Source organism: Pelagimonas phthalicica, assembly GCF_004364805.1.
Classification (GTDB): Bacteria; Pseudomonadota; Alphaproteobacteria; order Rhodobacterales; family Rhodobacteraceae; genus Pelagimonas; species Pelagimonas phthalicica.
Genome location: NZ_SOAP01000001.1, coordinates 1,225,241 through 1,248,256, shown reverse-complemented (window position 1 = coordinate 1,248,256; position 23,016 = coordinate 1,225,241). Strand labels below are relative to the sequence as shown.

The window sequence follows — 23,016 nt, the reverse complement described above, 5'->3', positions numbered from 1 at the left end:
TGACTGCGGTGATTGAGTATTTTTGCCAAGAAGAAACGGAGGCGTTTCGTGCCCCTTACGCTTGGCGATGAGGGGCAAAGAGCGCGGCAAGGGCCAGAATCAGGCCGGAGACCGTCGCAATCATGCCGGCGGCCGAGACCGAGGCAGAAGCTCCGAGCCAGAGTGGGCCGTAGCCTGCCAGCACATAACCGAAAATGGCTGAGAGCGCGGCGAAGAGCAGGGACCAGGCGACCTGAGACTCCAGCCGGTTTGTCATCAGGCGGGCGGCGGCAGGTGGGCAGATGAACATGGCGATCACGATGATCGAGCCTACGGCGTCAAAGGCGGCAACAGCGGCCAGAGCGGCGGCGGTGACGATGGCGAGGCTGATCACGGTGGTGGGCAGGCCCAGCGAGCGGGCAAAGCCTTCGTCAAAGGTGGAGAGCTTGAGCGGACGCCAGAAGAGCCATGTCAGCAGTGAGAGCAGCACCAGCGCCGCGCCCATACGCGGAAGTTCGGGGGGCAAAGCAGCCAGGGCAATTGGATCAGTCAGCGAAGCCCAACCCACGGCGTCCAGCCAGATCAGGCTTTCCAGATTGCCATAAAGCGCGTGTTCCACATCCAGATGCACGCCGGACGTGTCTGATTGCTCCAATAGGAGCACGCCGCCAGCAAACATGGCCGTGAACACCACGCCCATGGCGGCCCCCGGTTCGACCTTGCCCAGGCGGCGGATGGCTTCGATCAGGATCACTGCCAGTAGGGCGGCCCCGGCGGCCCCGACCATCATGGCGGTGGTTGTGATCATGCCGGTGACCAGAAAGGCCACGACAATGCCGGGCAAAACCACATGGCTGATCGCATCGCCAATCAGCGACTGGCGGCGCAAGAGCAGAAAGTTGCCGGGCAGGGCGCAGGCCATGGCGGCCAAGGTGCCAATCACCAATGGCGGTAGGGACAGGGCGACAAATTCAAAACCCATCAGATCACCCCCTGTGGTTTGAGACGATTGTCGATCAGCGCAACCTGGTCAGCGGTCAGAATATCCGTGATCGGCGTCAACCCATCATCGCGGCTGGCCAGCATGGCCAGTTCTTCGATGCGGCGCAGCTCTTGCCAGCGGGTTTCGTCCTGCAGGGCTGCGGCGGCGGCAATGCGGCCTGCATCCGTCGGCACGCCATCGGCGCGCATCATACCATGGGCGCGTAACATGCGCTGGGTCATGGCTTCGTAAACTGGTTGATTATGGGCGAGGGCCAACAGGCCTTGGCGCAAATGCACATCATGTTGCAACCGGCGATGGCGCAGGGCCGAAGCCAAAACGCCACGGGAGGGGGCGAGAAAAAGCGATAGGGCAAAGAGCGCAAAGGCCACCAAGACGATGATCGGGCCGGTGGGCAGGTCAGGGGCGGTGGCGGAAAGGGCCGCTCCGACATATCCAGACAGGCCACCAAACAGCGCGGCCAGCAGGGCGACGTGTGTGGCATTCTCGCTCCAGAACCGGGCGGCGACGGCGGGGATGATCAGCATGGCGACAATCAGGATCAGCCCGACGATTTTCAAGCCCACCACGGTTACCGCCAGCACCAGCACCATTAGCGCCATATCAATGCGCGCGGTATTCAGGCCCTGGACGCGGGCATAGCCTTCGTCAAAGGCGGTCATCAGCATGGGGCGGCGCAGAGCGAATGTAGCCAGCAAGACCAGCGCGCCTCCGGCAGCAATCACCAAAGCGTCGCTGCGCAACATGCCAGCGGTTGAGCCGAGCAAGAAGCCTTCGAGCCCCGCTTGGCGGCCCGATTGCATGGTCTGGATGATGGTCAGCAGCACAATGCCAAAGCCGAAAAACACCGAGAGAACCGCGCCAATGGCGGCGTCTTCGGGCAGGCGGGTTTGGCGGGTGATCCAGTTGACGGTCCATAGGCCCGCCCAGGCCGACAGGGCTGAGCCAACCATCAACCCCGGTAGAAACCGCCCGTCACTGCCAAATGCCACCATGATCAAAAAGGCCAGTGCGAGGCCGGGCAGGGTGGCATGGCTGACCGCGTCAGAGACCAACGCGCGTTTACGAAGGTAGAGAAAGGCACTGACCGCTCCGGCAGCGACCCCCAAAGCAGCAGAGCCGAGTGTCACCAACACGGCATTATAGCCGAGCTGCAATGTCAGAGCCTCAAACACGGATCAGCCTGCGCGCGCCACCAGCCCATCACCCAGCCGTCCGCCATAGGTGGCGTGCAGCGCATCCTGGGTAAAGGCTTCGGCCACCGGGCCTTCGCCCATGCGGCGGCGGTTGATCAGGAACACGCGGTCAAAATACTCTTCGACGGTGGACAGATCGTGATGCACGGCGACCACGGTTTTACCCGCATCGCGCAGCTCTTTCAGAACCGAGATGATCGCGGCCTCGGTGGCGGCGTCGACCCCGGCGAAAGGTTCATCCAGCAGGTACAGGTCAGCCCCCTGCGCCAAGGCGCGGGCCAGGAACACCCGTTGCTGCTGGCCGCCTGAGAGCTGGCCAATCTGGCGATCTGCAAAATCCTGCATGCCAACGCGGGTCAGGCACTCTGTCACCTTGGCGTGGTGGTGGCCGTGAATGCGTGACAACAGGCCCAGCTCGTGATGCAGACCCATCATCACCACGTCGCGCACTTGCGTGGGGAAATCCCAGTCAATGCTGGCGCGTTGTGGCACATAGGCGATGCGTTTGCGCTGGCTTTCCAGTGGTTTGCCCCAGCAGGTCACGCGCCCAGCCAGAGGTGAGACAATGCCAAGCGCCGCCTTGAGCAGGGTGGATTTACCTGCGCCGTTGGGGCCGATAATGGCCGTCATGCTGCCCGCTGCGATGGTCATATCGACCGAGAACACCACCGGATCCGCGCCATATGACACGGTCACCCCGCGCAGGGCCAAAGGCGCGCCATCCAGGTTTTCGCTGACGATTTCGCCGTTTTCTGCTGCCAGTTCGACCGGTGTCATCGCTTAGACCTTTCCGCCCAGTTTGCCATTCAATCCTTGCAAAGGCACATCAACGCCCAAAGCGCCTGCGATCATGGTCGCGTTGTGATCAATCATGCCTATATAGGTGCCTTCATAGGTGCCCGGTTCGCCCATTGCGTCCGAGAACAGCTCGCCGCCGATCTTGACCTCATGACCTTGGGCCGCGGCCCCTTCGATCAGGGCGCGAATGTTGCGATCCGAGACCGAGCTTTCGACAAAGACCGCGCCGATCTTGCGGGTGACGATGTCGTCAACCAGCGTGCGGATGCGTTCCAGCCCGGCTTCGGATTCGGTCGAAATGCCCTGAATGCCTTTGACCTCAAACCCATAGGCCGCGCCGAAATAGCCAAAGGCGTCATGAGCCGAGATCAGCACGCGGGATTGTTCGGGCACCTGTGCCAGCACATCACGTGCATAGCTGCCGACTTTGGCGATCTCGGCGAGATAAGCCTCGGTATTCGCGGTAAAGGCGTCAGCGGCCTCGGGGCGCTGCGCAATCATGGCGTCGCGGGTGGCGGTGACCGCATGGGTCCACAACTCCGGCACCATCCAGATATGCGGGTCCGAACGGTTTTCGTAATCTTCGTGATGCAGCAGCTGATCCGCAGGGACCGCCTCGGCCACGGCGGTGATGGGCACGCGTTTGGTAAGGCTGTGCATGAAATCTTCGAGCTGCGCTTCGAGATACAGGCCATTCCACAGCACCAGATCGGCGCGGGTCATGGCAACAATGTCAGAGCGGGTCTGGCGATAGCCATGCGGGTCAACGCCCGGCCCCATCAGCGCCTGAACTTCAACCAGATCACCACCAATGGCGCGGGCGGCATCGGCCACCATGCCCGTGGTTGCGACAACACTCAGTGGCGCAGAGGCCAAAGCGCGGGTGCCCATAAGGGGGGCGGCGGCCAATCCGGCCAGAATCGCACGGCGAGAAAGCATAAAATTCTCCCTTTCACAGCATGAATATGATAATCATTCGCAAGAAGTCAATGCTCTTGCGACTTATTCGCAATAAGAAAGGGCCTGACGCGGCCTGATGATCAATTTCTGACTGTTTGGTCAGAGATTGCTTGAATTTCACGCAAAGCTCTGGCTAGGGTCAGGCTTGCCTTTTGGCGTTACGGAGGACGAGATGTCAGAACTCGGGACGCAGACAGGGGTTGCCCTGGACAGCGCGCAATTGCCCCAGACCGTTGAGCCCCGCAATCCGGGGATGGCGTTGGATATGGATGTGGTGATGAACACCCGCGCCAATCGCAGCGCCATTGAGCGGCGGGCGAAAACCCTGCCGGGGCGGCGCTCGGTCAAGAAAGAGTACCAAGCCGCCTGGCTGGCGCGGGCGATTTCCTGCATCGACCTGACAACCCTGTCCGGGGATGACACGGCGGGGCGCGTCGCGCGGCTATGTGCCAAGGCCAAACAGCCGGTGCGCGCCGATCTGCTTGAGGCGCTGGGCCTGCCCGATCTGACCACAGGGGCGGTCTGCGTTTATCACGACATGATCCCCCCGGCGCTGAAGGCGTTGGAGGGCAGTGGCATTCCTGTGGCCGTGGTTTCCACCGGCTTCCCGGCGGGCCTGTCGCCCTTTCATCTGCGCATTGCCGAGATCGAAGAGAGCGTAAAGGCAGGTGCAGAGGAGATCGATATCGTCATCTCGCGCCGTCTGGTTCTGAGCGGGGATTGGCAGGGTTTGTATAATGAGATGAAGACCATGCGCGAGGCCTGTGGTGACGCCCATGTCAAAGCGATCTTGGCAACGGGTGAACTTGAGACCCTGCAAAATGTTGCCCGCGCCTCTCAGGTCTGCATGATGGCCGGGGCGGATTTTATCAAGACATCGACGGGTAAAGAGCCGGTCAATGCGACGCTGCCGGTTTCGCTGGTGATGATGCGCGCCATGCGCGATTACTATGAGGCGACCGGGTATCGCGTCGGCTACAAGCCTGCGGGTGGGATTTCCAAGGCCAAGGATGCGATCAACTATCTGGCGCTGGTCAAGGAAGAGCTGGGGGATCGCTGGCTGCGCCCGGATCTGTTCCGCTTTGGCGCGTCGTCCTTGCTGGGCGATATCGAACGCCAGCTTGAGCACCACCTGACCGGGGCATATTCGGCCTCTTGGCGTCATGCGGTTGCGTAAAAGATGTTGATACGGCGAACTCTTAACCCCGCCTCGGGCCGGGCAGCGCCAACCCGCCCCTCATCGGGGCAGCACTGCCTTTTGTGGCCAAATCACGCTTTCAAAACGCATCACCGGATGCGGGAGACCCTAAAATGACCATCAAGGACATCTTTGAGACCATGGATTACGGCCCGGCCCCCGAAGCTTCTGGCGATGCGCTGGCTTGGATCGTTGACCAGGGCGGCAAGTTTGGCCATTTCATCGACGGGGCCTTCACCGCTCCTGGCGCAGGGTTTGACAGCAAGAACCCGGCCACCGGCGAGGTGCTCGCGACGCTGAGCCAGGCCAGCCAAGGTGACATTGACGCCGCCGTTAGTGCCGCACGCAAAGCCCAACCCGCTTGGGAAAAGCTGGAGGGCAAAGGCCGGGCGCGCTATCTCTACGCTTTGGCGCGGTTGTTGCAAAAACATGCCCGCTTGTTGGCCGTGCTGGAAACGCTCGATAATGGCAAGCCGATCCGCGAAAGCCGCGATATCGACATCCCTCTGGCACAGCGCCATTTCTACTATCACGCGGGCATGGCCCAGCTGATGGAGGCCGAACTGCCCGAGGCGCAGGCGCTGGGTGTTTGCGGCCAAATCATCCCGTGGAATTTCCCGTTGCTGATGCTGGCCTGGAAGGTCGCGCCCGCGCTGGCCATGGGCAATACGGTGGTGCTGAAACCGGCGGAATGGACCTCGCTCACAGCCCTGTGTTTTGCTGATATCTGCCGCCAGGCAGGATTGCCCAGGGGCGTGGTGAATATCGTCACCGGCGACGGGGCGGTTGGTGAGATGATCGTCAATTCCGAGGTCGACAAGATCGCCTTTACCGGCTCTACCGAAGTCGGCCGCAAGATCCGCGAAGCCACCGCTGGCAGCGGCAAATCCCTGACGCTGGAGCTGGGTGGAAAATCGCCTTACATCGTCTTTGAAGACGCCGATATTGACTCAGCCGTCGAAGGTTTGGTTGACGCGATCTGGTTCAATCAGGGCCAAGTCTGCTGCGCCGGGTCGCGGCTCTTGGTGCAAGAGGGCATTGCCGAGGCATTCCACGCCAAGCTCCGCGCACGCATGGACAAGCTGCGCATCGGCAATCCGCTGGATAAATGCATTGATGTGGGCGCGATCGTTGATCCGGAACAGCGCAACCGCGTCGCGGCACTGGTTGATGCCCATGGCGGCGAGGGCGAGGTTTACACCGCCAAATGTGACCTGCCTGACGGCTGTTTCTACCCGCCGACCCTGGTCTCGGGCCTCTCGCCCGCCTCCGCTTTGATGCAGGATGAGATCTTTGGCCCGGTGCTGGTCAGTTCGACCTTCCGCACCCCGTCCGAGGCAATCATGCTGGCCAATAACACGCGTTATGGGCTGGCGGCCTCGGTCTGGTCCGAGAATATCAATGTCGCCTTGGACATCGCGCCCAAACTGGTCGCTGGCGTGGTCTGGGTCAATGGCACCAATATGTTTGACGCGGCCGCGGGCTTTGGCGGTGTGCGCGAAAGCGGCTTTGGTCGCGAAGGCGGTTGGGAGGGTCTTGCTGCCTATACCAAGCCAAAGGGCAAGGGAAAGGCGCTGAAACCTGTTGCCGAGTTCCCCGGAGATAATGCCGAGCCTCAGCCGGTGGATCGTACCGCCAAGCTCTATATCGGCGGCAAGCAGGCGCGGCCTGATGGCGGCTATGCGCGCAACATCTTTGACAAATCCGGCAAACTGATCGGCCAGGCCCCGATTGCCAACCGCAAGGATGTGCGTAACGCGGTCGAGGCCGCCCGCGCTGCCAAAGGTTGGAGCGGCGCAACCGCCCATAACCGCGCGCAGGTGCTTTATTATATCGGTGAAAACCTGTCCGCGCGTGGCGATGAATTCGCGGCTCAGATCAATCGTTTGACCGGCGGCAAAACCGGTGCAGCCGAGGTTGAGGCGGCAGTGGATCGCCTGTTCACCTATGCGGCCTGGGCGGACAAGTTTGATGGGCAAGTGCGCTCGGTCCCCATGCGTGGCGTGGCTTTGGCCATGCGCGAGGCGTGCGGTGTGATTGGTGCGCTGTGCCCGGATGAGCTGCCATTGCTTGGTCTGATCTCGGTCATGGCCCCGGCGATTGCCATGGGCAACCGCGTGGTTTTGGTTGCCTCCGGACCCTTCCCGCTGGTCGCCACGGACTTCTACCAAGTGCTGGAAACCTCGGATGTTCCGGGCGGGGTGGTCAATATCCTGACCGGCTCCCACGCAGAACTTGCCTCGACCTTGGCCACACACATGGATGTCGAGGCGGTCTGGTCTTTCTCATCCACGGACTTGTCCGAGGTGGTCGAAAAAGGCGGCGCGGGCAATTTAAAACGCACCTGGGTCAACCATGGCATCGCGCGCGATTGGATGGGCGAGGCGGGCGAGGGGCGCACTTTCCTGGATCAGGCGACCGAGGTCAAAACCGTCTGGGTGCCTTACGGCGCGTGACGGTTACAAAAAAGAGGGGCGCACCCTGACAGCAGGGAGCGCCCCAAATATCTGCAACGACCCTGCTTTTAAAACGCGGCATCCTCTGGCAGAGCCTCAAGCAAATCACCGGGCTGGCAGTCGAGCACCTCACAAATCCGGGCAAGGGTCTCAAAGCGGATGCCCTTGACCTTGCCCGATTTCAGCAAGCTGATGTTCTGCTCGGTGATGCCCACCTGCTCGGCCAATTCGCGCGACTTCATCTTGCGCCGTGCCAGCATAACATCCAATCTCACCACGATCTGCATCAGACAAACGCCTCGTTTTCCTGCTTGATCGCAATGGCTTGGGTCAGAACCACGCCAATGACAAGCATCATGCCGCCCGCCAGCGCAAAAATCAGGTCCTCCAGCCCAAAAGCAACAGAGAGCTGGCGCTGGCCCTGTGGGGCATCCATGGTCAGAAACAGCACTTCCCAGGTATGGCTGAGAACCTGCATCAGAGCTTTGACCAGAAATCCGGCGCCAATCCCGCGAATGGCGGTGCTGGCCTGTGTGGACAGGGCGGCATCCCCCGCAAAGGCCCTGAACAGCCGATACATGTGCCAGAACACATAGAAGAGCGGGGCAAGAGAGACCCAAATCGACAAAGACCAAAGCGTGACCGCCAGACGGCTTGGCGTCCAGGACATGTCGGTTATTCCAATCTCCTGCGCCAGTTCCGCCATGTGATGGTCTGGCTGAAAGCTAAGCAAGGCCCCAGTCAGAAAAAGGACGGCCAGGGCAAACAGGCTGACCAGGCTCAAGATTTGTGAAAGGCGGCGCGTTCGGTTTGGGAGGGAGGGCATATCAGCTCCTATTGCATGAGGGTCATAATTTAATGTAAAACAATAAAAAATGATTCCACAAGGAGAATATTGTGCGTCTGGTTTCAAAACTTTTACTATCCTCCCTTGGGGGCCTTGCCCTTATGGCTTGTTCGACCGTGAACCCGGTGACTTTGGCCAGGTTAAGTCAGGTCAATCCGCTGGAAACTGATCCGGCCCTCTATCGGGTTTTGGCAAACCTGCCGGAGGGGTTGGATGTCAAACAAGGGTCAAGCCAATTGGTTTTGAGCATGACACTGGATGGGGAGACGCAAGTGAATGAATTCACCTTGCAGCACCTCGACAAGGGCGGCGTGCAAGAACTGGCCGTGGCCGAGGGGGATCTTGAGCGATTGCGTGCTTTGCAAGTTGTCGCGCGACAGGCCAAGCAGCAAAACCCCGGCGGTTCATCCGGCAGCCTGTCTGCCAGTGTCGGGCTTTGCACGGTCAATGGCGGGCCTGACCCCGATGATGAGATTTCGATCGATCTGGTGATGGATGGGCAAACAGCCCTGCCATTGGTGCGGGCGCTCAGCGTGTCACGTTATCTGGAAGAGATTGAAAACAAGGGGTCAGGCCCCTTGCAACCCTGTCCCTAAGCGCCTTTATGGGCAGTCATTGAGATTTCACTTTTGCAGTGTTATCTTGGTGACATGCCCGGCGCCGGGGCTTTTGCGGCGTGTGACCTAAAGGAGGACAATGTCCTGTCATCTCTGGCAAATGCGGCGGATGCCGCGCAAAAGGGCCAACCAATGAGCGGCCTGCCCACCAAGGAAGCAACAAGCGAGGCGATCCTTGCTGCGATCCTTGAAATTCTTTCCGACAACAAAGCCGAAGACGTTGTGCAGGTTGATCTGCGCGGCAAGTCTTCTGTTTGTGATGCTATGGTGATCTGTTCCGGGCGCTCGTCCCGCCAGGTTTCGGCGCTGTCGGACAAACTGGTCGAAGAGCTCAAGCACCGCCTGGGTGTTCTGTCCACGATTGAGGGCAAGGAAACCGGCGATTGGGTGCTGATTGATGCGGGTGACGTGATCGTACACCTGTTCCGCCCCGAAGTGCGGGAATTCTATCAGTTGGAAAAGATGTGGGTGCCGATCAGCGAGGGTGCCGCCCCGTCCGCATCATAAATGCGGGTGCATCTTTGTGTTGTGGGCCGGCTGCGCAAGGGGCCGGAGCGCGAGCTTATTGACGACTATCTGACACGCTTTGACAAAGCCGGGCGAGCACATGGGCTCGGCCCGGTTTCCGTGCATGAGGTCGAGGACAAGAAGGGCGGCGGTATGGCGGCCGAGGCGGTTTTGCTGCGACGGGTGCTGCCCAAGGGCGCGGTCATCTGTGCGCTGGATGAGCGCGGCGAGGTGATGAGTTCGCCCGATTTTGCCGGTCGGATGGAGAAATGGCGCGACGGTGGCGCGCAGGATCTGGCCTTTGTTATTGGCGGCGCGGATGGGATTGACCCGTCTTTGCGGGCCGAGGCGGACCGGTTGTTGAGCTTTGGCAAGATGGTCTGGCCGCATATGCTGGTGCGGGTGATGTTGGCGGAACAGCTTTATCGTGCAGCCAGCATTCTGGGCGGGAGCCCGTATCACCGGGTCTAAAGACGCGCAGTCAGATTGGGGGCCAGCCCCCAAACCCCCGGGATATTTTTAGCCCAAAGAAGACCTGAAAGGGACCTGGGTTGCGTTAGCTATAAGCAATGTAGAGTAGCAGTGCGCCGAAGATGACGCGGTAGATCACGTAGGGCGTAAAGCTGACGCTGCGCAGCAGGCGCATCATGATGGCCAGCGCTGCAAGGGCAGAGACAAAAGCCATGGCGGCGGCGATGGCCCCATCGCGAGCGAGTTGTGCGTTGGCTGACGAGGCGAGGTCGAGGCCCAGTAAAGTGCCCGAGGCGATGATGGTAGGGATCGACATCAACATGGAGAGCTTGGCCGCGTCGTGGCGGGCATAGCCGAGCTTGAGCGCACCAGTGATGGTGATGCCCGAGCGTGATGTGCCGGGGATCAGGGCGAGCGCTTGCCACAGCCCCATGGTGATAGCGTCGCGCAGGGACCAATCAGTTTCTACCTTGTCGGCTGCGCTGGTCTGATCCGCCCAATAGAGCACAAGTCCAAAACCAAGCATCGACCAGCCGATCACCGCGGTGGAGCGCATCATGTCGCTGAGTCCGGTGAGTTTCAGGATTAAACCGGCGATGATGACGGGGATGGTTGCGATCACCAACAGAAAGGCGAGGCGGCTTCCGGGGGTATCGATGCGGCCGGTCAGTAGGCGGGGTAGCCCTGTCAGGACGCTTTTGCAATCCTGCCAAAAATACAGAATCACCGCGAGCAATGTGCCGACATGAACAGCCACATCAATGGCCAGGCCCTGGTCTGGCTGGCCCGAGAGTTGTGACGCCAGAATCAGGTGACCTGACGAGGAAATCGGCAAAAACTCGGTAATCCCTTGGATCAAAGCCAAAATAAGCAGATAGGTATAGGTCATGTGGCGATCTTGTTGGCTGGGCTGTCTGTCTGTATAACCTATTGGAATTTTGAGGAAAGCTTTAAAGTAAATCCGAAGTGGACCTAAAATTCGAAAATTCGTTACAATTTTTGATGGTGGAGGGTGAAAAAAGTGAATTTAGGTCAGCATAATTGACTTTTATTCCTGCCCGCCCTTCTATAATGAGACCTGACCCAAGTTCTTTCGAGAAAGAGGCACTGCCCATGGCCAAGCAGCCGATGCTAAAATTTGTGACCGTTGATCGTGACATGCCGGAGAAGCGTGATGCGACGGTGCGGAGCAAAGATTTCGACGAGATTTATGCAGAGTTTGCTGCCGCCAAAGCTGCTGAGCAGGCGAGCCGTTGCAGCCAGTGTGGTGTGCCTTATTGCCAGAACCACTGCCCGCTGCATAACAACATCCCGGATTGGCTGAACCTGACCGCGACTGGCCGCCTTGAAGAGGCGTACCAGGTGAGCCAGGCCACCAACACCTTTCCGGAAATCTGCGGTCGTATCTGCCCGCAGGACCGTTTGTGCGAAGGCAATTGCGTGATCGAGCAATCCGGGCATGAGACTGTCACCATTGGGGCGGTTGAGAAGTATATCACTGATACTGCTTGGGAAAATGGTTGGGTCAAGCCGATCACCCCGGCGCAGGAGCGCCCTGAAAGCGTCGGCATTATCGGCGCGGGCCCCGGTGGTCTGGCCGCTGCTGACATGCTGCGCCGTGCCGGTGTGCAGGTCACGGTTTATGACCGTTATGACCGTGCGGGCGGCTTGCTGACCTATGGCATTCCGGGCTTCAAGCTGGAAAAAGACGTGGTCATGCGTCGCAATGATCAGCTGGCACAGGCCGGTGTGAATTTTGTGATGAATTGCGAGATTGGCAAGGATGTCACCTTTGCTGAGCTGCGCGAAAAGCATGACGCGATCATCGTCGCGACCGGCGTTTACAAGAGCCGCGATCTGGGCGGGCCGGGTGCCGGCGCCAAGGGGATCGTCAAGGCGATCGACTATCTAACTGCTTCTAATCGCGTGGCAAATTTCGGTGACACGGTTGCGGAATATGAGAGCGGTGAGCTGAATGCAGCCGGTAAAAAGGTTGTGGTGATTGGCGGGGGCGACACGGCGATGGACTGTGTGCGCACGGCCATCCGTCAGGGCGCCGAGAGCGTCAAATGTCTGTACCGTCGTGACCGCGCCAATATGCCAGGCAGCCAGCGTGAGACCAAGAATGCCGAGGAAGAAGGCGTGGTCTTTGAATGGCTGACAGCGCCAAAGGGCTTTAAGGGCGACACTGTTGAGGCGGTGATCGTGGACAAGATGCGCCTTGGGGCCCCGGATGCCTCGGGCCGCCAAAGCCCTGAAGTTATTGAAGGTTCTGAATATGATGAACCCGCCGATCTGGTCATCAAGGCCCTGGGTTTTGAGCCGGAAGAGCTGCCGACACTTTGGGATCAGCCCGAGTTGGAAGTGACCCGTTGGGGCACGATCAAGGCCGAATTCACCACGGGCCGCACGGCGATGCCGGGCGTCTATGCGGTGGGTGACATCGTGCGCGGTGCCAGCCTTGTGGTCTGGGCGATCCGCGACGGGCGTGACTGCGCCGAGGCTCTGTTAAGTGATCTTAACGCCAAAGCCGCGGTCGCTGCCGAGTAAGCCTCGGGCGAAAAATGGGCGGGCAATCTGTACAAAACCCCCGGAATTTTGGGGAGATTGCCCAGGCCAAAACCAGGCAAAATCGGGCCTAACATATGCCGGATAGGCAATATGTACAAAACCCGGCCCGTTTGGGAGAGATTGCCCCCCATGCCAGCAAGTCGGCGCGGCGGGCGTTAGGAAAGCTTAATAAGGCAGGTGGGCTGACCCAAGAGGGGCCAGATCTTAGCAAAGGATGAAGGCGATGGAAAAGACGGGAGGATGCATGTGCGGCGCAGTTCGTTTCACGGCGCGTGATGTCCCGTCGCATTTCGGGGCCTGCCATTGCGAGATGTGCCGCCGCTGGACTGGTTCCGCCCTGTTGGGCGTGACCGTGCCCGAGGAAAGCGTTGCCTGGGAAGATGAAACCCATCTCAAGCGCATCACCTCCAGCCACTGGGCCGAGCGCGGCTTTTGCGATCAATGCGGAACCGGGATGTTTTTCCGGGTGACGCAAGAGGGCGTTTGGTCGGGCAATATCGAATTCCCGATTGGTGTCTTTGACGATCCGAACGGGTTCGAGATGGATAACGAGATCTATATCGACCACAAGCCCGACAGTTTTTCCTATGCCGGAGAGGGGCGCAAGCTGCTGACCCGGGCGGATTGTGTGGCGAAGTTTTCGGTTTTGGGGGACGGGTGATGATGTTCGAAGAGGGACGCGCCCGAGCCTGGGCCCGAGACTGGAAAAGCATCGCTGCCCTGGATGAGATGAGTGAAGGTTTGGGCATGGGCATAGGTTATGTGACTTGTGTCGGCGAGAATGCGCCCTCCCGGGGGGAGGGTCGGGCGCGGCCCGGCCTTGAGGCCGGGCGATGGGTTTGCGGGCAGGGCCGGGCAAAAGCGGCTGTCACGCAAGTTTGAGAGATCGGGAACGAGGGGCGCTGCCCCTCGCGCTCCCCGGAGTATTTTGGCCAAGAAGAAACATTGGCCAGTTGGAAATCGGGTCGCTGGAGCGGCCAAAATGAAGAGGTGAAGCCATGACCAAATATGACGCGGACTGGGTCAGAGCCGAAGAGGCCAAGCGCAAGTGGATGGCCGAGAATGGGCTTTATCACGAGAGCGAAGAGCATTCCTCTTGTGGGGTGGGGCTTGCGGTTTCTCTGGACGGCAAACCGAGCCGGAAGGTTGTTGAGGCGGGGATCACCGCGCTCAAGGCGATCTGGCACCGCGGCGCGGTGGATGCGGATGGCAAGACCGGTGACGGGGCGGGCATTCATGTGCAGATCCCTGTATCCTTCTTTTACGATCAGGTTGAGCGCACAGGCCACAAGCCGCGCAAGGATGAGCTGATTGCGGTTGGTCAGGTGTTCCTGCCGCGCACGGATCATGGCGCGCAGGAGACCTGCCGGACCATCGTTGAGTCCGAAGTGCTGCGCATGGGCTATTACATTTACGGCTGGCGCCATGTGCCGGTGAATGTCGCCTGCCTGGGTGAGAAAGCCAACGCGACCCGCCCTGAGATTGAGCAGATCCTGATCTCGAATTCCAAGGGTGTGGATGAAGAGCAGTTTGAGCGCGAGCTTTATGTGATCCGTCGTCGGATCGAAAAGGCGGCGGCGGCGGCGGCTGTGCCGGAACTGTATATTGCCTCGCTGTCCTGCCGCTCGATTATCTATAAGGGGATGATGCTGGCGGAGCAGGTGGCGGAGTTTTACCCGGACCTGCAGGATGAGCGTTTTGAAAGCTCGTTCGCGATCTATCACCAGCGGTATTCGACCAATACTTTCCCGCAATGGTGGCTCGCGCAGCCTTTCCGCATGTTGGCCCATAACGGTGAGATCAACACGCTCAAGGGCAATGTCAACTGGATGAAATCGCACGAGATTCGGATGGCGAGCGCGTCGTTCGGGGATCATGCTGAGGATATCAAGCCGATCATTTCCAATGGGGCGTCGGATTCGGCGGCATTGGATGGTGTGTTTGAGGTGCTGGTGCGGGCCGGGCGCTCTGCGCCGATGGCGAAAACCATGCTGGTGCCGGAAAGCTGGTCCAAGCAGGCGGTGGAATTGCCGCAGGCCTGGCGGGACATGTATTCCTATTGCAACGGTGTGATGGAACCCTGGGATGGCCCCGCCGCGCTGGCGATGACTGATGGGCGCTGGGTATGTGGCGGCCTGGACCGCAACGGCTTGCGCCCGATGCGCTATGTTGTGACCGGCGACGGGATGCTGATTGCGGGGTCGGAAACCGGGATGGTGCCGTCGGATGAGGCGACCGTACGGGAAAAGGGTGCGCTTGGTCCGGGGCAGATGATTGCCGTGGATATGGCTGAGGGCAAGCTGTATCACGACGTTGAAATCAAAGACAAACTGGCGGCGAGCCAGCCCTTTGGCGACTGGGTGTCCAAGATCACCGAGCTGGATGGGCCTTTGGCTGCGGTGACGGAGAAGGCGCTGTTTGAGGGGGCCGAGCTGCGCACCCGTCAGATTGCTGCCGGTTACAGTGTGGAAGAGCTGGAACAGATCCTTGCGCCGATGGCCGAGGATGGCAAAGAGACGCTGGCCTCGATGGGGGATGACACTCCGAGCGCGGTTCTGTCCAAGAAGTATCGCCCGCTGAGCCATTACTTCCGTCAGAACTTTAGCCAGGTGACCAACCCGCCGATTGACAGCTTGCGCGAATATCGGGTGATGAGCCTGAAGACCCGGTTCGGGAACCTGAAAAACGTGCTGGATGAGAGCAGCGCGCAGACTGAGATCCTGGTGCTGGATACGCCTTTTGTGGGCAATGCCCAGTTTGAAGAGCTGAAAAAGCACTTTAACTCGCCCTGCGTGACCATCGATTGTACCTTTGCCGCAGGTGAAGGCGCGCTGCGTGAGGGGCTGGATCGGATCCGGTCCGAGGCGGAAGACGCTGTGCGCTCCGGCGCGGGGCATATCATCCTGACCGACGAGAATGTCAGCGGTGACATGGTCGCGATGCCAATGATTCTGGCGACCAGCGCGGTGCATAGTCATCTGACCCGCAAGGGTTTGCGGACCTTCTGCTCGCTCAATGTGCGCGCAGCGGAATGTATTGATCCGCATTACTTTGCCGTGCTGATCGGCTCGGGTGCGACCGTGGTCAACGCCTATCTGGCCGAAGACAGCCTGGCCGACCGCATCAATCGCGGGCTGCTGGATATGTCGCTGACCGAGGCGGTGGGCAAATATCGTGAAGCCATCGATCAGGGCCTGCTGAAAATCATGTCCAAGATGGGGATCTCGGTGATCTCGTCTTATCGTGGCGGGTTGAACTTTGAGGCCGTGGGCCTCAGCCGTGCCATGTGCGCCGAATTCTTCCCGGGCATGATCAGCCGTATTTCCGGTATTGGTCTCAACGGTTTGCAGAAAAAGGCCGAAGAGATCCACGCGCTGGGCTTTGCAAATGGACAGGATGTGTTGCCAATCGGGGGCTTCTACAAGGCCCGTAAGAGCGGCGAGACCCATGCCTGGGGTGCGCAGACCATGCACCTCATGCAATCGGCCTGTGATCGCGCCAGCTATGAGCTGTGGAAGACCTATTCCAAAGCCATGCAGGCCAACCCGCCGATCCATCTGCGCGACCTGCTGGCGATCAAACCGCTGGGCAAGGCGATCCCGATTGAAGAGGTGGAAAGCATCACTTCGATTCGTAAACGCTTTGTGACGCCGGGCATGAGCTTGGGGGCGCTGAGCCCTGAGGCGCATAAGACCCTGAACGTGGCGATGAACCGGATTGGTGCCAAGTCTGACAGTGGTGAGGGTGGTGAAGATCCCGCACATTTCGTGCCGGAGCCGAATGGCGACAACCCAAGCGCCAAGATCAAGCAGGTGGCTTCGGGGCGCTTTGGTGTGACCGCCGAATACCTGAACCATTGCGAAGAGCTGGAGATCAAGGTTGCGCAGGGCGCGAAGCCTGGTGAGGGTGGCCAGCTGCCGGGCATGAAGGTCACCGACCTGATTGCGCGTCTGCGTCATTCGACCAAGGGCGTGACCCTGATTTCGCCGCCGCCGCACCACGATATTTACTCGATCGAGGATCTGGCGCAGCTGATCTATGACCTCAAGCAGATCAACCCGCGTTGTAAGGTGACTGTGAAGCTTGTGGCCTCGTCTGGTGTTGGCACGATTGCCGCCGGTGTGGCCAAGGCCGAAGCCGATGTGATCCTGATTTCGGGGCACAATGGTGGTACGGGTGCGAGCCCGGCAACTTCGATCAAACATGCGGGTCTGCCATGGGAGATGGGTCTGACCGAGGCGCATCAGGTTCTGGCGATGAACAAGCTGCGTGATCGCGTGACCCTGCGGACCGATGGTGGTTTGCGCACCGGTCGTGACATTGTCATGGCGGCGATGCTGGGGGCCGAGGAATATGGCATCGGCACCGCGGCGCTGATCGCGATGGGCTGTATCATGGTGCGCCAGTGTCAGAGCAACACCTGCCCGGTTGGGGTTTGTACGCAGGACGAAGCCCTGCGCGACAAGTTCACCGGCAATGCCGATAAGGTTGTGAACCTGATCACCTTCTACGCGCAGGAAGTGCGTGAGATCTTGGCCGAGATTGGGGCCAAGACTCTGGATGAGGTGATTGGCCGTGCTGATCTGCTGTCTCAGGTCTCGCGCGGGTCCGAGCATCTGGATGATCTTGACCTCAACCCGCTGTTGATCCGTGTCGATGGCTCGGATGACATCGTTTATGACCGGGATCGCGGTCGGAACGAGGTGCCCGATACGCTGGATGCAGAGATCGTGCGGGATGCGGCGCGCTTCCTTGAGGATGGCGAGAAGATGCAGCTGTCTTATGCGGTGATGAACACGCACCGCACCGTGGGCACCCGCACCTCGAGCCATATCGTGCAGAAATTTGGCATGCGCAACGCGCTGCAGCCGGATCACCTGCATGTGAAGCTGACCGGCTCGGCGGGTCAGTCGCTGGGGGCCTTTGCGGCGCCGGGGCTGAAGATCGAAGTGTCCGGTGATGCCAATGACTATGTCGGCAAGGGCCTGTCGGGCGGCACAATTGTGGTGCGCCCACCGCTGGTTTCGCCGCTGGTGGCCGCAGAGAACACCATTATCGGTAACACTGTTCTGTATGGTGCGACCGATGGTTATCTCTTCGCAGCGGGCCGTGCCGGTGAACGTTTTGCGGTGCGCAACTCGGGTGCCTCTGTGGTGGTTGAGGGCTGTGGGTCCAACGGGTGTGAATACATGACCGGTGGGGTTGCGGTGATCCTGGGCTCGATTGGCGCGAACTTTGGCGCGGGTATGACCGGTGGCATGGCCTATCTCTATGATCCGGAGGGTCAGGTGGCTGATCTGATGAATATGGAGAGCCTGGTGACCTGCCCGGTGAGCACCCCGGAATGGGAAGCGCAGCTGAAAGGCTTGATCGAACGCCATGTGGCCGAGACCCGGTCGCGCAAAGGCGAAGATATCCTGCAGAACTGGGATCTGGAAAAGGCGAATTTCGTACAGGTCTGCCCGAAAGAGATGCTGGACAAGATCAAGCACCCGCTGGGGATCGAGGATCAGCTGGCTGTGCCGGCGGAGTGATTTTCGGTCCGGGTGCGGCGCTGTTTCAGCAAGCTGAAAGGCGCCCCGCCCACCGTCCCATAAGCGCAAAACGAGAGGCCCCGCCGGTTGGTGGGGCTTTTTGGTTTTTGGGGGAGGCCAGTTCTGACCTGAATTGACGGCGTTAGGGCCCGTCCCTAGGGTATTCTTGGTTCTTAGAAGGTGAAACGGAGGCGGTGGTTTTCCGACATGACTTTGAGGTTGCGGAACATCGGATTTGATGCGCTTCGAGCGTCGACAAACGCCCCCGGTTGGGCCGGGAAATTTTTCACCCGGTCAAGGACGATGTGCAATTACATCTATAGAAACTTCTCAGCCCCAGAGCTGGAACGGATCGCGCCCAGCAGTCTTTTGATTGCGATGCATCACACGCCAATGCCAGACATATACCAAGCGAATGGATGGCAGGTTGCTGATATTCCTGTGCGCTTGAAGGATGCTGAAAGCTATCTTGCCGATGACATGGCATCACCTGAGTTCTATTATTTTCTAGCGGAGTTATTGGATGAAGGCCTTGTTAAACTCGAAGCGCAATCCAGGTTTCCCAGAGAGCGGATCAATAACGTCGCCAAGGATTTTCTTGATAACGGTTGTGAAAACATTTGGACTCTTGCCAAGAGATCCCCAAGGGGTTTGGGCCTGACAGGCAGATTCGACGCGAGGATGTCGCCGGACCGGTTCCGGGCGTCTTTTGTCCTGTCAGAAGGTGATGTGGAATTGCATCGCGAACCTGTGTTTTCTTCGGAGCCAACGGAGACCAGCTGGTATTACCAGCGGTTAAGAAACCTGTCTTATGAGAATGGAAGGTTCTTTTGGGGCGTTCGATGGAGTTTTGATTTGGCCAGCTTAAAAGAATAGCGAGGTTTACCAGTCTTTGCTGTTGGCCGGGGGCGAGGCCTGACACCCTAGGGAAATTACCTCAGTTTTGACATATTGTTTTCGTGGCACCGGCATAGTTCTTTGGCATGGTTAACGCATTCCTGAAATGGGATTTGAGAGTGATTTTGGTGTGTCCCAGTGCACGTGCCCGAACGCCCCTGATTGATTTGTTCGGGAGAGGACGCCCCGTGTCTGTGGGGTGTCCTGTACTGGTGGGATTTGAACAAGCCAGGTTTGAACAAGACGGGGCGGCAGTATAGGACAGGATCATGGCCGCCAAGACGACACGCAAGAAAAAGACGCGCAGCAAGAAGAAAGACAGCAAGCCGGGGTTTCGCCCGTTGCGCTGGCTGCTGCGCAAGCTGTTTTGGGCAGGAGCGATTGCTATGGGGCTTATGGTATTGGCGGTGGTGATTTATGCCGGGCTGAACCCGCCCACGACCCATACGATGTGGTCAGAAGAGCGCCGATTGGGCGCGGTTGATCAGCACTGGGTGGATGTTGACGAGGTTGCGCCAGTGATGCTGCGCAGCGTTGTGGCGGCGGAGGATGCGAATTTCTGCACCCATTGGGGCTTTGACATGGGGGCGATCCGCGCGGCGATTGCTGATGGCGGTGCGCGCGGTGGCAGCACGATTTCGCAGCAGGTCGTCAAGAACGTCTATTTCTGGCAGGAGCGCAGCTATATCCGCAAGGCGATGGAAGGGGTTATGACTCCGATCGTTGAGGCGGTCTGGACCAAGCGGCGTATCCTTGAGGTCTATCTGAACGTGGCCGAATTCGACACGGGCGTTTTTGGCATTGAGGCGGCAGCGCAGCATTATTTTGGTGTGGCCCCGGATAAGCTGAGCGCGCGGCAGGCGGCTCTGTTGGCCGCGGTGTTGCCAAGCCCGAAGAAACGCAGCGCCTCGCGCCCGTCCAGCTTTGTCAGCAAGCGGGCGCGGGTCATTCAGGATGGGGCGGCGACGATCAAGCGGGACGGGCGCGCCAAGTGTTTTGAATAAGGGGTTCGTCCGTGTGGTCTGAGTTTCGCAAGTGTCAGGTATTGGCGGATTTGGCGGCGGCTGGCGGCAAAGCGGTTGATGTTTTGCCGCAGGAAGAGGCCCGGCGGGCCTGGCAGGATGCGATCACGGACGAGATCTGGTTGGCGGCCATTGCGGGGGAAGAGGATGCAGGGGCTTGTTTGGAGGCAAGCCTGACCTTGTTTGAGGGGGCGGTTCTGGGCGTGGAGGCGGTGCAGGATCTGGCTTGGCTCTGGGAAGACAATCACAGGATTTACGAGCAGGCCGCGCCAGAGATGCGTGTGGCTCTTTTGCAGGCGGTGGCGTGGTTACAACGCTTTTCGCATCAAAGATTTGAGCCAGAACCTAAGCGGGAATTGATGCTGAGCCGGAGCCTGGCTGAGGTTGAGGCGCTGTTGATCCCGCTGGCGAAATCGCTGAGTGCGGCGGGGGTGGAGGCCGTGGCGCGGGCGGAGTACGGCGGGGATGTCGAGATCCATAAGGCGGGTTTGCAAAAGATGCTGGCGGGGACGGATATGGTCTATCCTGATCCGAGTGATCGCAGGCATCCTGCGGAAGTGGTTGAGCTGGTTTCACATGTGCCGGGTCAGTTTGGGCATGCGCCCTGTCTGGCGATTGTTTTGCTGGATGCGGTTCGGTCCGGGGATGATTGTGACAATGCTGCGTTCCGCTGGAAGCTGCAGGCGGAGTATATCTTGCAGATGCCGGAACGAATGCGCGCGCCGCTTGTCGCGGGGTTTCGGTATCTTTATGAAAGTAACCCCGATTGGGGGGACTTCCTGTACCCAAGAGGTCGGGGAATGACACCTGTGCCGAGCTCGGTTGGGTGACGCCCCCTCACCTGGAGTGCTGTTTGTCATGTGACGCGGTTGCGTGCGGCGAGCGGTGACAAAATCCATCGATGGATTTTGCAAATTCCGTTGACGGAATTTGGGGGCGCTTGGGGTTAGGTCGGGGTTAAGAGCCAGGCTTGTTCCATGCCTTGGGTGCGGGTGCCGAGCGGGCCGGTGATGGGTTGGGACAAAAGCTCGGTGATCGCATACCTGTCCGCGTAGTGCTGCGAGATTTCATCCTGAGGGGTGGAAAAGGGCGGGCCGTCGGTCAGGGTCTGGTCATAGTCGAACCCGATCAGCAGCTGCGGAGCGGATTGGGTGATCTTGATCAGATGCGCGGCATAGAGGGGCGGGTTTCGGGTGGCAGGGCCACAAGAGCAGCGCGGTCATAGATGGCAGTGACGGGGCCTAAGTCATTAGGCTGTCAGCGCAAAGGCATCACCGCAATAAAGGGTCAGATCGCCCGCCCGGTAGCGGGTCAAAGCGCCGGTTTTGGTGATTTGGGGGGACAGTGACAGGCGGTCAAACACCTCTTCCACCGCCGCTTGGTTGAACTCGATGCCGGTGACACGCAGGCCCTGGGACAGGAGCCAATCGAGATCAAAGCTTTTGCCGCAGAGCGGGACAAAGACATGATCCGCCGGGCTGAGATTGAGCTGGGGCAGAAAGCGGGTGAGCAGGGGATTGGCGGCGGGTTCGTGAAAGCCGATCCGCCCTTCGGACCAGCGCGCCTGCCAAAAGGATTCTTGCATGATGTGTTCCTTACGTCATGGGGGACGTTTGGGGTGATAGAACTTGAAGGCTGGTTTAGGTCAAGTCAAGATGGCAATCTTTGAAAACAAGTCTTTGTAGGTCGGGAGGTCTAAGTGGTTTTTCTTGTCGAGGATCCCAATCGGGGGGCAGGCTTTCTACGTTTTGAAGGAGTTGAAAACGAAGCTTATCGAAAAGCTGTAGAACTACTTCGAATTGCGGGTGGTTTGTTCTGTGATGGCTCATTTGAGCATCTACGTGACGGCCCAGGCTTTTGCGAAGTTCTGGATGCAGCGCTTAATCCAGCGAGGGCACGTCTGGAGCAACAACTCAATGGCGCGACCGTTTCGATTAGTTTAGATGCTAACTATTTACGCCGATCTCTGGACCTGTTTGAAAAGCATGATGGAACAGCAATTGACAAGGCCGAACTCGAATTTTTGGCTGTTTGCCTTCTAAGCTCATTTTGTAACGCCAAACTTGGCCCAGGATTTGCTCTTGCTGAGTTCTACTCAGGTATTGCCAGTGACACAAAGCTGACGCGTCGGGCTTTGACAGCCTTTGAATACTACGGTTTGAACTGCGACCCAGACGAGATATTGCTGAATTTGGTGACCGAACAAGTTGCACGGTTCAGGCCGCGAAAGTCGGCTAAACGGTTGGAGTTATCGGACGTTAAGTGGATTGCTGAAAACTCTAAAGCTAAAGCTGAATTATTGTCATGCCTTTATGCGGCTGAGATCGAACGAAAGCTACCAGATTTGACAATGCAGCTCCGCCTTGAGAGGTGGGTGCAGAAGGTTAACGAGGAAGGGGCATTTGCATTTGGCAGTATTCGATACTTTTGCTTGTATTTCTCTGGAGTGTGCTCAGATTTTGGGGTGGCGCGACGTTCGATGTTGAAATCAATTCACTCGCGTTCTTTTGAGAAGGCGGCGACAGGTGTTCTGAATGCTGCCCGCGACTGTTATTTTGCTTCGGAATACGCATCCAGTATGAATCGTTTGCACAAAGTTGAGGGGCCTAGGGTTTTTGTGACCAATGATAAGGCTTTGGCTTTGTGCATGAGTTCAGAGAAGGAAATACGCACCAAATGGGATGCCACTGAGTGTTTCGATTGGCCCCAAAATGATACGCTCAGCAACGACAGTAAGAAGATTTTGTACGAGGCCATACAGATCGGGGAAGAGGGAATGCAACCTGACGCGCTTCGACCTCCTGCGCGAGAAGTTTACAACCACATAGATTTGAAGTTAGAGCGAGCCTGGAGAGCTTTGCGGCAAACATTTTAGGTGAGCGGCGGGTTCTCACCATAGGGGGAGTTGCACCTTGTGTGGTTTCACGGATATTAGGGCTGGTGTTTCCCGTTGCAGGATT

General features: G+C 58.9%; 20 protein-coding genes and 1 pseudogene. 12 read left to right on the top strand and 9 right to left on the bottom strand.

Going from position 1 to position 23,016, the window contains the following annotated elements:
• Positions 1-55: 55 nt before the first annotated feature.
• Genes CLV87_RS06215 through CLV87_RS06200 form a run of 4 tightly spaced genes read right to left on the bottom strand, consistent with a single transcriptional unit; the run spans position 56 to position 3,915 of the window.
• Positions 56-961, bottom strand: a complete 906-nt coding sequence (locus CLV87_RS06215) for a metal ABC transporter permease (protein ID WP_176556012.1) — start codon at positions 959-961, stop codon at positions 56-58.
• Positions 961-2,157 carry a metal ABC transporter permease gene (locus tag CLV87_RS06210; protein WP_099242739.1) on the bottom strand — a complete coding sequence of 399 codons (1,197 nt, stop codon included), beginning with the start codon at positions 2,155-2,157 and terminating at the stop codon, positions 961-963. The genes CLV87_RS06215 and CLV87_RS06210 overlap by 1 nt, the downstream gene beginning before the upstream one ends.
• 3 nt (positions 2,158-2,160) lie before the next feature.
• A complete protein-coding gene (locus CLV87_RS06205; RefSeq protein WP_099242741.1) occupies positions 2,161-2,955 on the bottom strand; it encodes a metal ABC transporter ATP-binding protein in 795 nt (264 codons plus the stop codon).
• 3 nt (positions 2,956-2,958) lie between these two features.
• Complete coding sequence (locus tag CLV87_RS06200; RefSeq protein WP_099242743.1) at positions 2,959-3,915, bottom strand: metal ABC transporter solute-binding protein, Zn/Mn family; 957 nt, start codon at positions 3,913-3,915, stop codon at positions 2,959-2,961.
• Positions 3,916-4,108: 193 nt separating this feature from the next.
• Here CLV87_RS06200 and deoC point away from each other — a divergent pair, with 193 nt between their 5' ends.
• Both deoC and CLV87_RS06190 read left to right on the top strand, forming a co-directional pair.
• Positions 4,109-5,113, top strand: a complete 1,005-nt coding sequence (gene deoC / locus CLV87_RS06195) for a deoxyribose-phosphate aldolase (protein WP_099242745.1) — start codon at positions 4,109-4,111, stop codon at positions 5,111-5,113.
• A gap of 134 nt (positions 5,114-5,247) precedes the next feature.
• Positions 5,248-7,590, top strand: a complete 2,343-nt coding sequence (locus tag CLV87_RS06190; RefSeq protein ID WP_099242747.1) for an aldehyde dehydrogenase family protein — start codon at positions 5,248-5,250, stop codon at positions 7,588-7,590.
• A gap of 68 nt (positions 7,591-7,658) precedes the next feature.
• On the opposite strand, the gene CLV87_RS06185 is transcribed toward CLV87_RS06190, so the two are convergent.
• On the bottom strand, positions 7,659-7,877 hold the full coding sequence (locus CLV87_RS06185; RefSeq protein WP_099242749.1) for a helix-turn-helix domain-containing protein: 219 nt from the start codon (positions 7,875-7,877) through the stop codon (positions 7,659-7,661).
• On the bottom strand, positions 7,877-8,416 hold the full coding sequence (locus CLV87_RS06180; protein WP_099242751.1) for a DUF2975 domain-containing protein: 540 nt from the start codon (positions 8,414-8,416) through the stop codon (positions 7,877-7,879). Before CLV87_RS06180 ends, CLV87_RS06185 begins: the two co-directional genes overlap by 1 nt.
• Before the next feature lie 122 nt (positions 8,417-8,538).
• Here CLV87_RS06180 and CLV87_RS06175 point away from each other — a divergent pair, with 122 nt between their 5' ends.
• From CLV87_RS06175 to rlmH, 3 genes are all read left to right on the top strand, one after another.
• Complete coding sequence (locus CLV87_RS06175) at positions 8,539-9,033, top strand: hypothetical protein (protein ID WP_099242753.1); 495 nt, start codon at positions 8,539-8,541, stop codon at positions 9,031-9,033.
• A 153-nt stretch (positions 9,034-9,186) separates the two neighbouring features.
• Positions 9,187-9,561 (top strand): ribosome silencing factor, encoded by a 375-nt coding sequence (gene rsfS / locus CLV87_RS06170; protein ID WP_099244683.1) that lies wholly within the window; start codon positions 9,187-9,189, stop codon positions 9,559-9,561.
• On the top strand, positions 9,562-10,032 hold the full coding sequence (rlmH, locus tag CLV87_RS06165; RefSeq protein WP_099242755.1) for a 23S rRNA (pseudouridine(1915)-N(3))-methyltransferase RlmH: 471 nt from the start codon (positions 9,562-9,564) through the stop codon (positions 10,030-10,032).
• A gap of 85 nt (positions 10,033-10,117) precedes the next feature.
• On the opposite strand, the gene CLV87_RS06160 is transcribed toward rlmH, so the two are convergent.
• Positions 10,118-10,921, bottom strand: coding sequence for an undecaprenyl-diphosphate phosphatase (locus CLV87_RS06160; protein ID WP_099242757.1), 804 nt, complete (start codon positions 10,919-10,921; stop codon positions 10,118-10,120).
• 224 nt (positions 10,922-11,145) lie between these two features.
• On the opposite strand from CLV87_RS06160, the gene CLV87_RS06155 reads away from it, so the two are divergent.
• The 6 genes from CLV87_RS06155 (at position 11,146) to CLV87_RS06130 (ending at position 20,886) form a co-directional block, all read left to right on the top strand.
• A complete protein-coding gene (locus CLV87_RS06155) occupies positions 11,146-12,582 on the top strand; it encodes an NAD(P)-dependent oxidoreductase (protein WP_099242759.1) in 1,437 nt (478 codons plus the stop codon).
• A gap of 244 nt (positions 12,583-12,826) precedes the next feature.
• Positions 12,827-13,264 carry a GFA family protein gene (locus CLV87_RS06150; protein WP_235871855.1) on the top strand — a complete coding sequence of 146 codons (438 nt, stop codon included), beginning with the start codon at positions 12,827-12,829 and terminating at the stop codon, positions 13,262-13,264.
• Between the two features lie 337 nt (positions 13,265-13,601).
• Entirely contained in the window at positions 13,602-18,137 is a 4,536-nt protein-coding gene (gltB, locus tag CLV87_RS06145) for a glutamate synthase large subunit (RefSeq protein WP_099242763.1), read from the top strand.
• A gap of 303 nt (positions 18,138-18,440) precedes the next feature.
• Complete coding sequence (locus CLV87_RS06140) at positions 18,441-19,013, top strand: hypothetical protein (RefSeq protein ID WP_133840706.1); 573 nt, start codon at positions 18,441-18,443, stop codon at positions 19,011-19,013.
• A 290-nt stretch (positions 19,014-19,303) separates the two neighbouring features.
• Positions 19,304-20,038: a monofunctional biosynthetic peptidoglycan transglycosylase gene (mtgA, locus tag CLV87_RS06135; RefSeq protein WP_099242767.1), complete on the top strand. Its 735-nt coding sequence runs from the start codon at positions 19,304-19,306 to the stop codon at positions 20,036-20,038.
• An 11-nt stretch (positions 20,039-20,049) separates the two neighbouring features.
• Complete coding sequence (locus tag CLV87_RS06130; protein WP_133840705.1) at positions 20,050-20,886, top strand: hypothetical protein; 837 nt, start codon at positions 20,050-20,052, stop codon at positions 20,884-20,886.
• A 116-nt stretch (positions 20,887-21,002) separates the two neighbouring features.
• On the opposite strand, the pseudogene CLV87_RS24345 reads toward CLV87_RS06130, so the two are convergent.
• Positions 21,003-21,262 (bottom strand): annotated as a pseudogene (locus tag CLV87_RS24345) (hypothetical protein).
• 43 nt (positions 21,263-21,305) lie between these two features.
• Entirely contained in the window at positions 21,306-21,641 is a 336-nt protein-coding gene (locus CLV87_RS24260) for a class I SAM-dependent methyltransferase (RefSeq protein ID WP_099242771.1), read from the bottom strand.
• A 114-nt stretch (positions 21,642-21,755) separates the two neighbouring features.
• Between CLV87_RS24260 and CLV87_RS06110 the strand changes: the two genes are divergently transcribed.
• On the top strand, positions 21,756-22,931 hold the full coding sequence (locus tag CLV87_RS06110) for a hypothetical protein (RefSeq protein WP_099242773.1): 1,176 nt from the start codon (positions 21,756-21,758) through the stop codon (positions 22,929-22,931).
• Positions 22,932-23,016 lie beyond the last annotated feature (85 nt).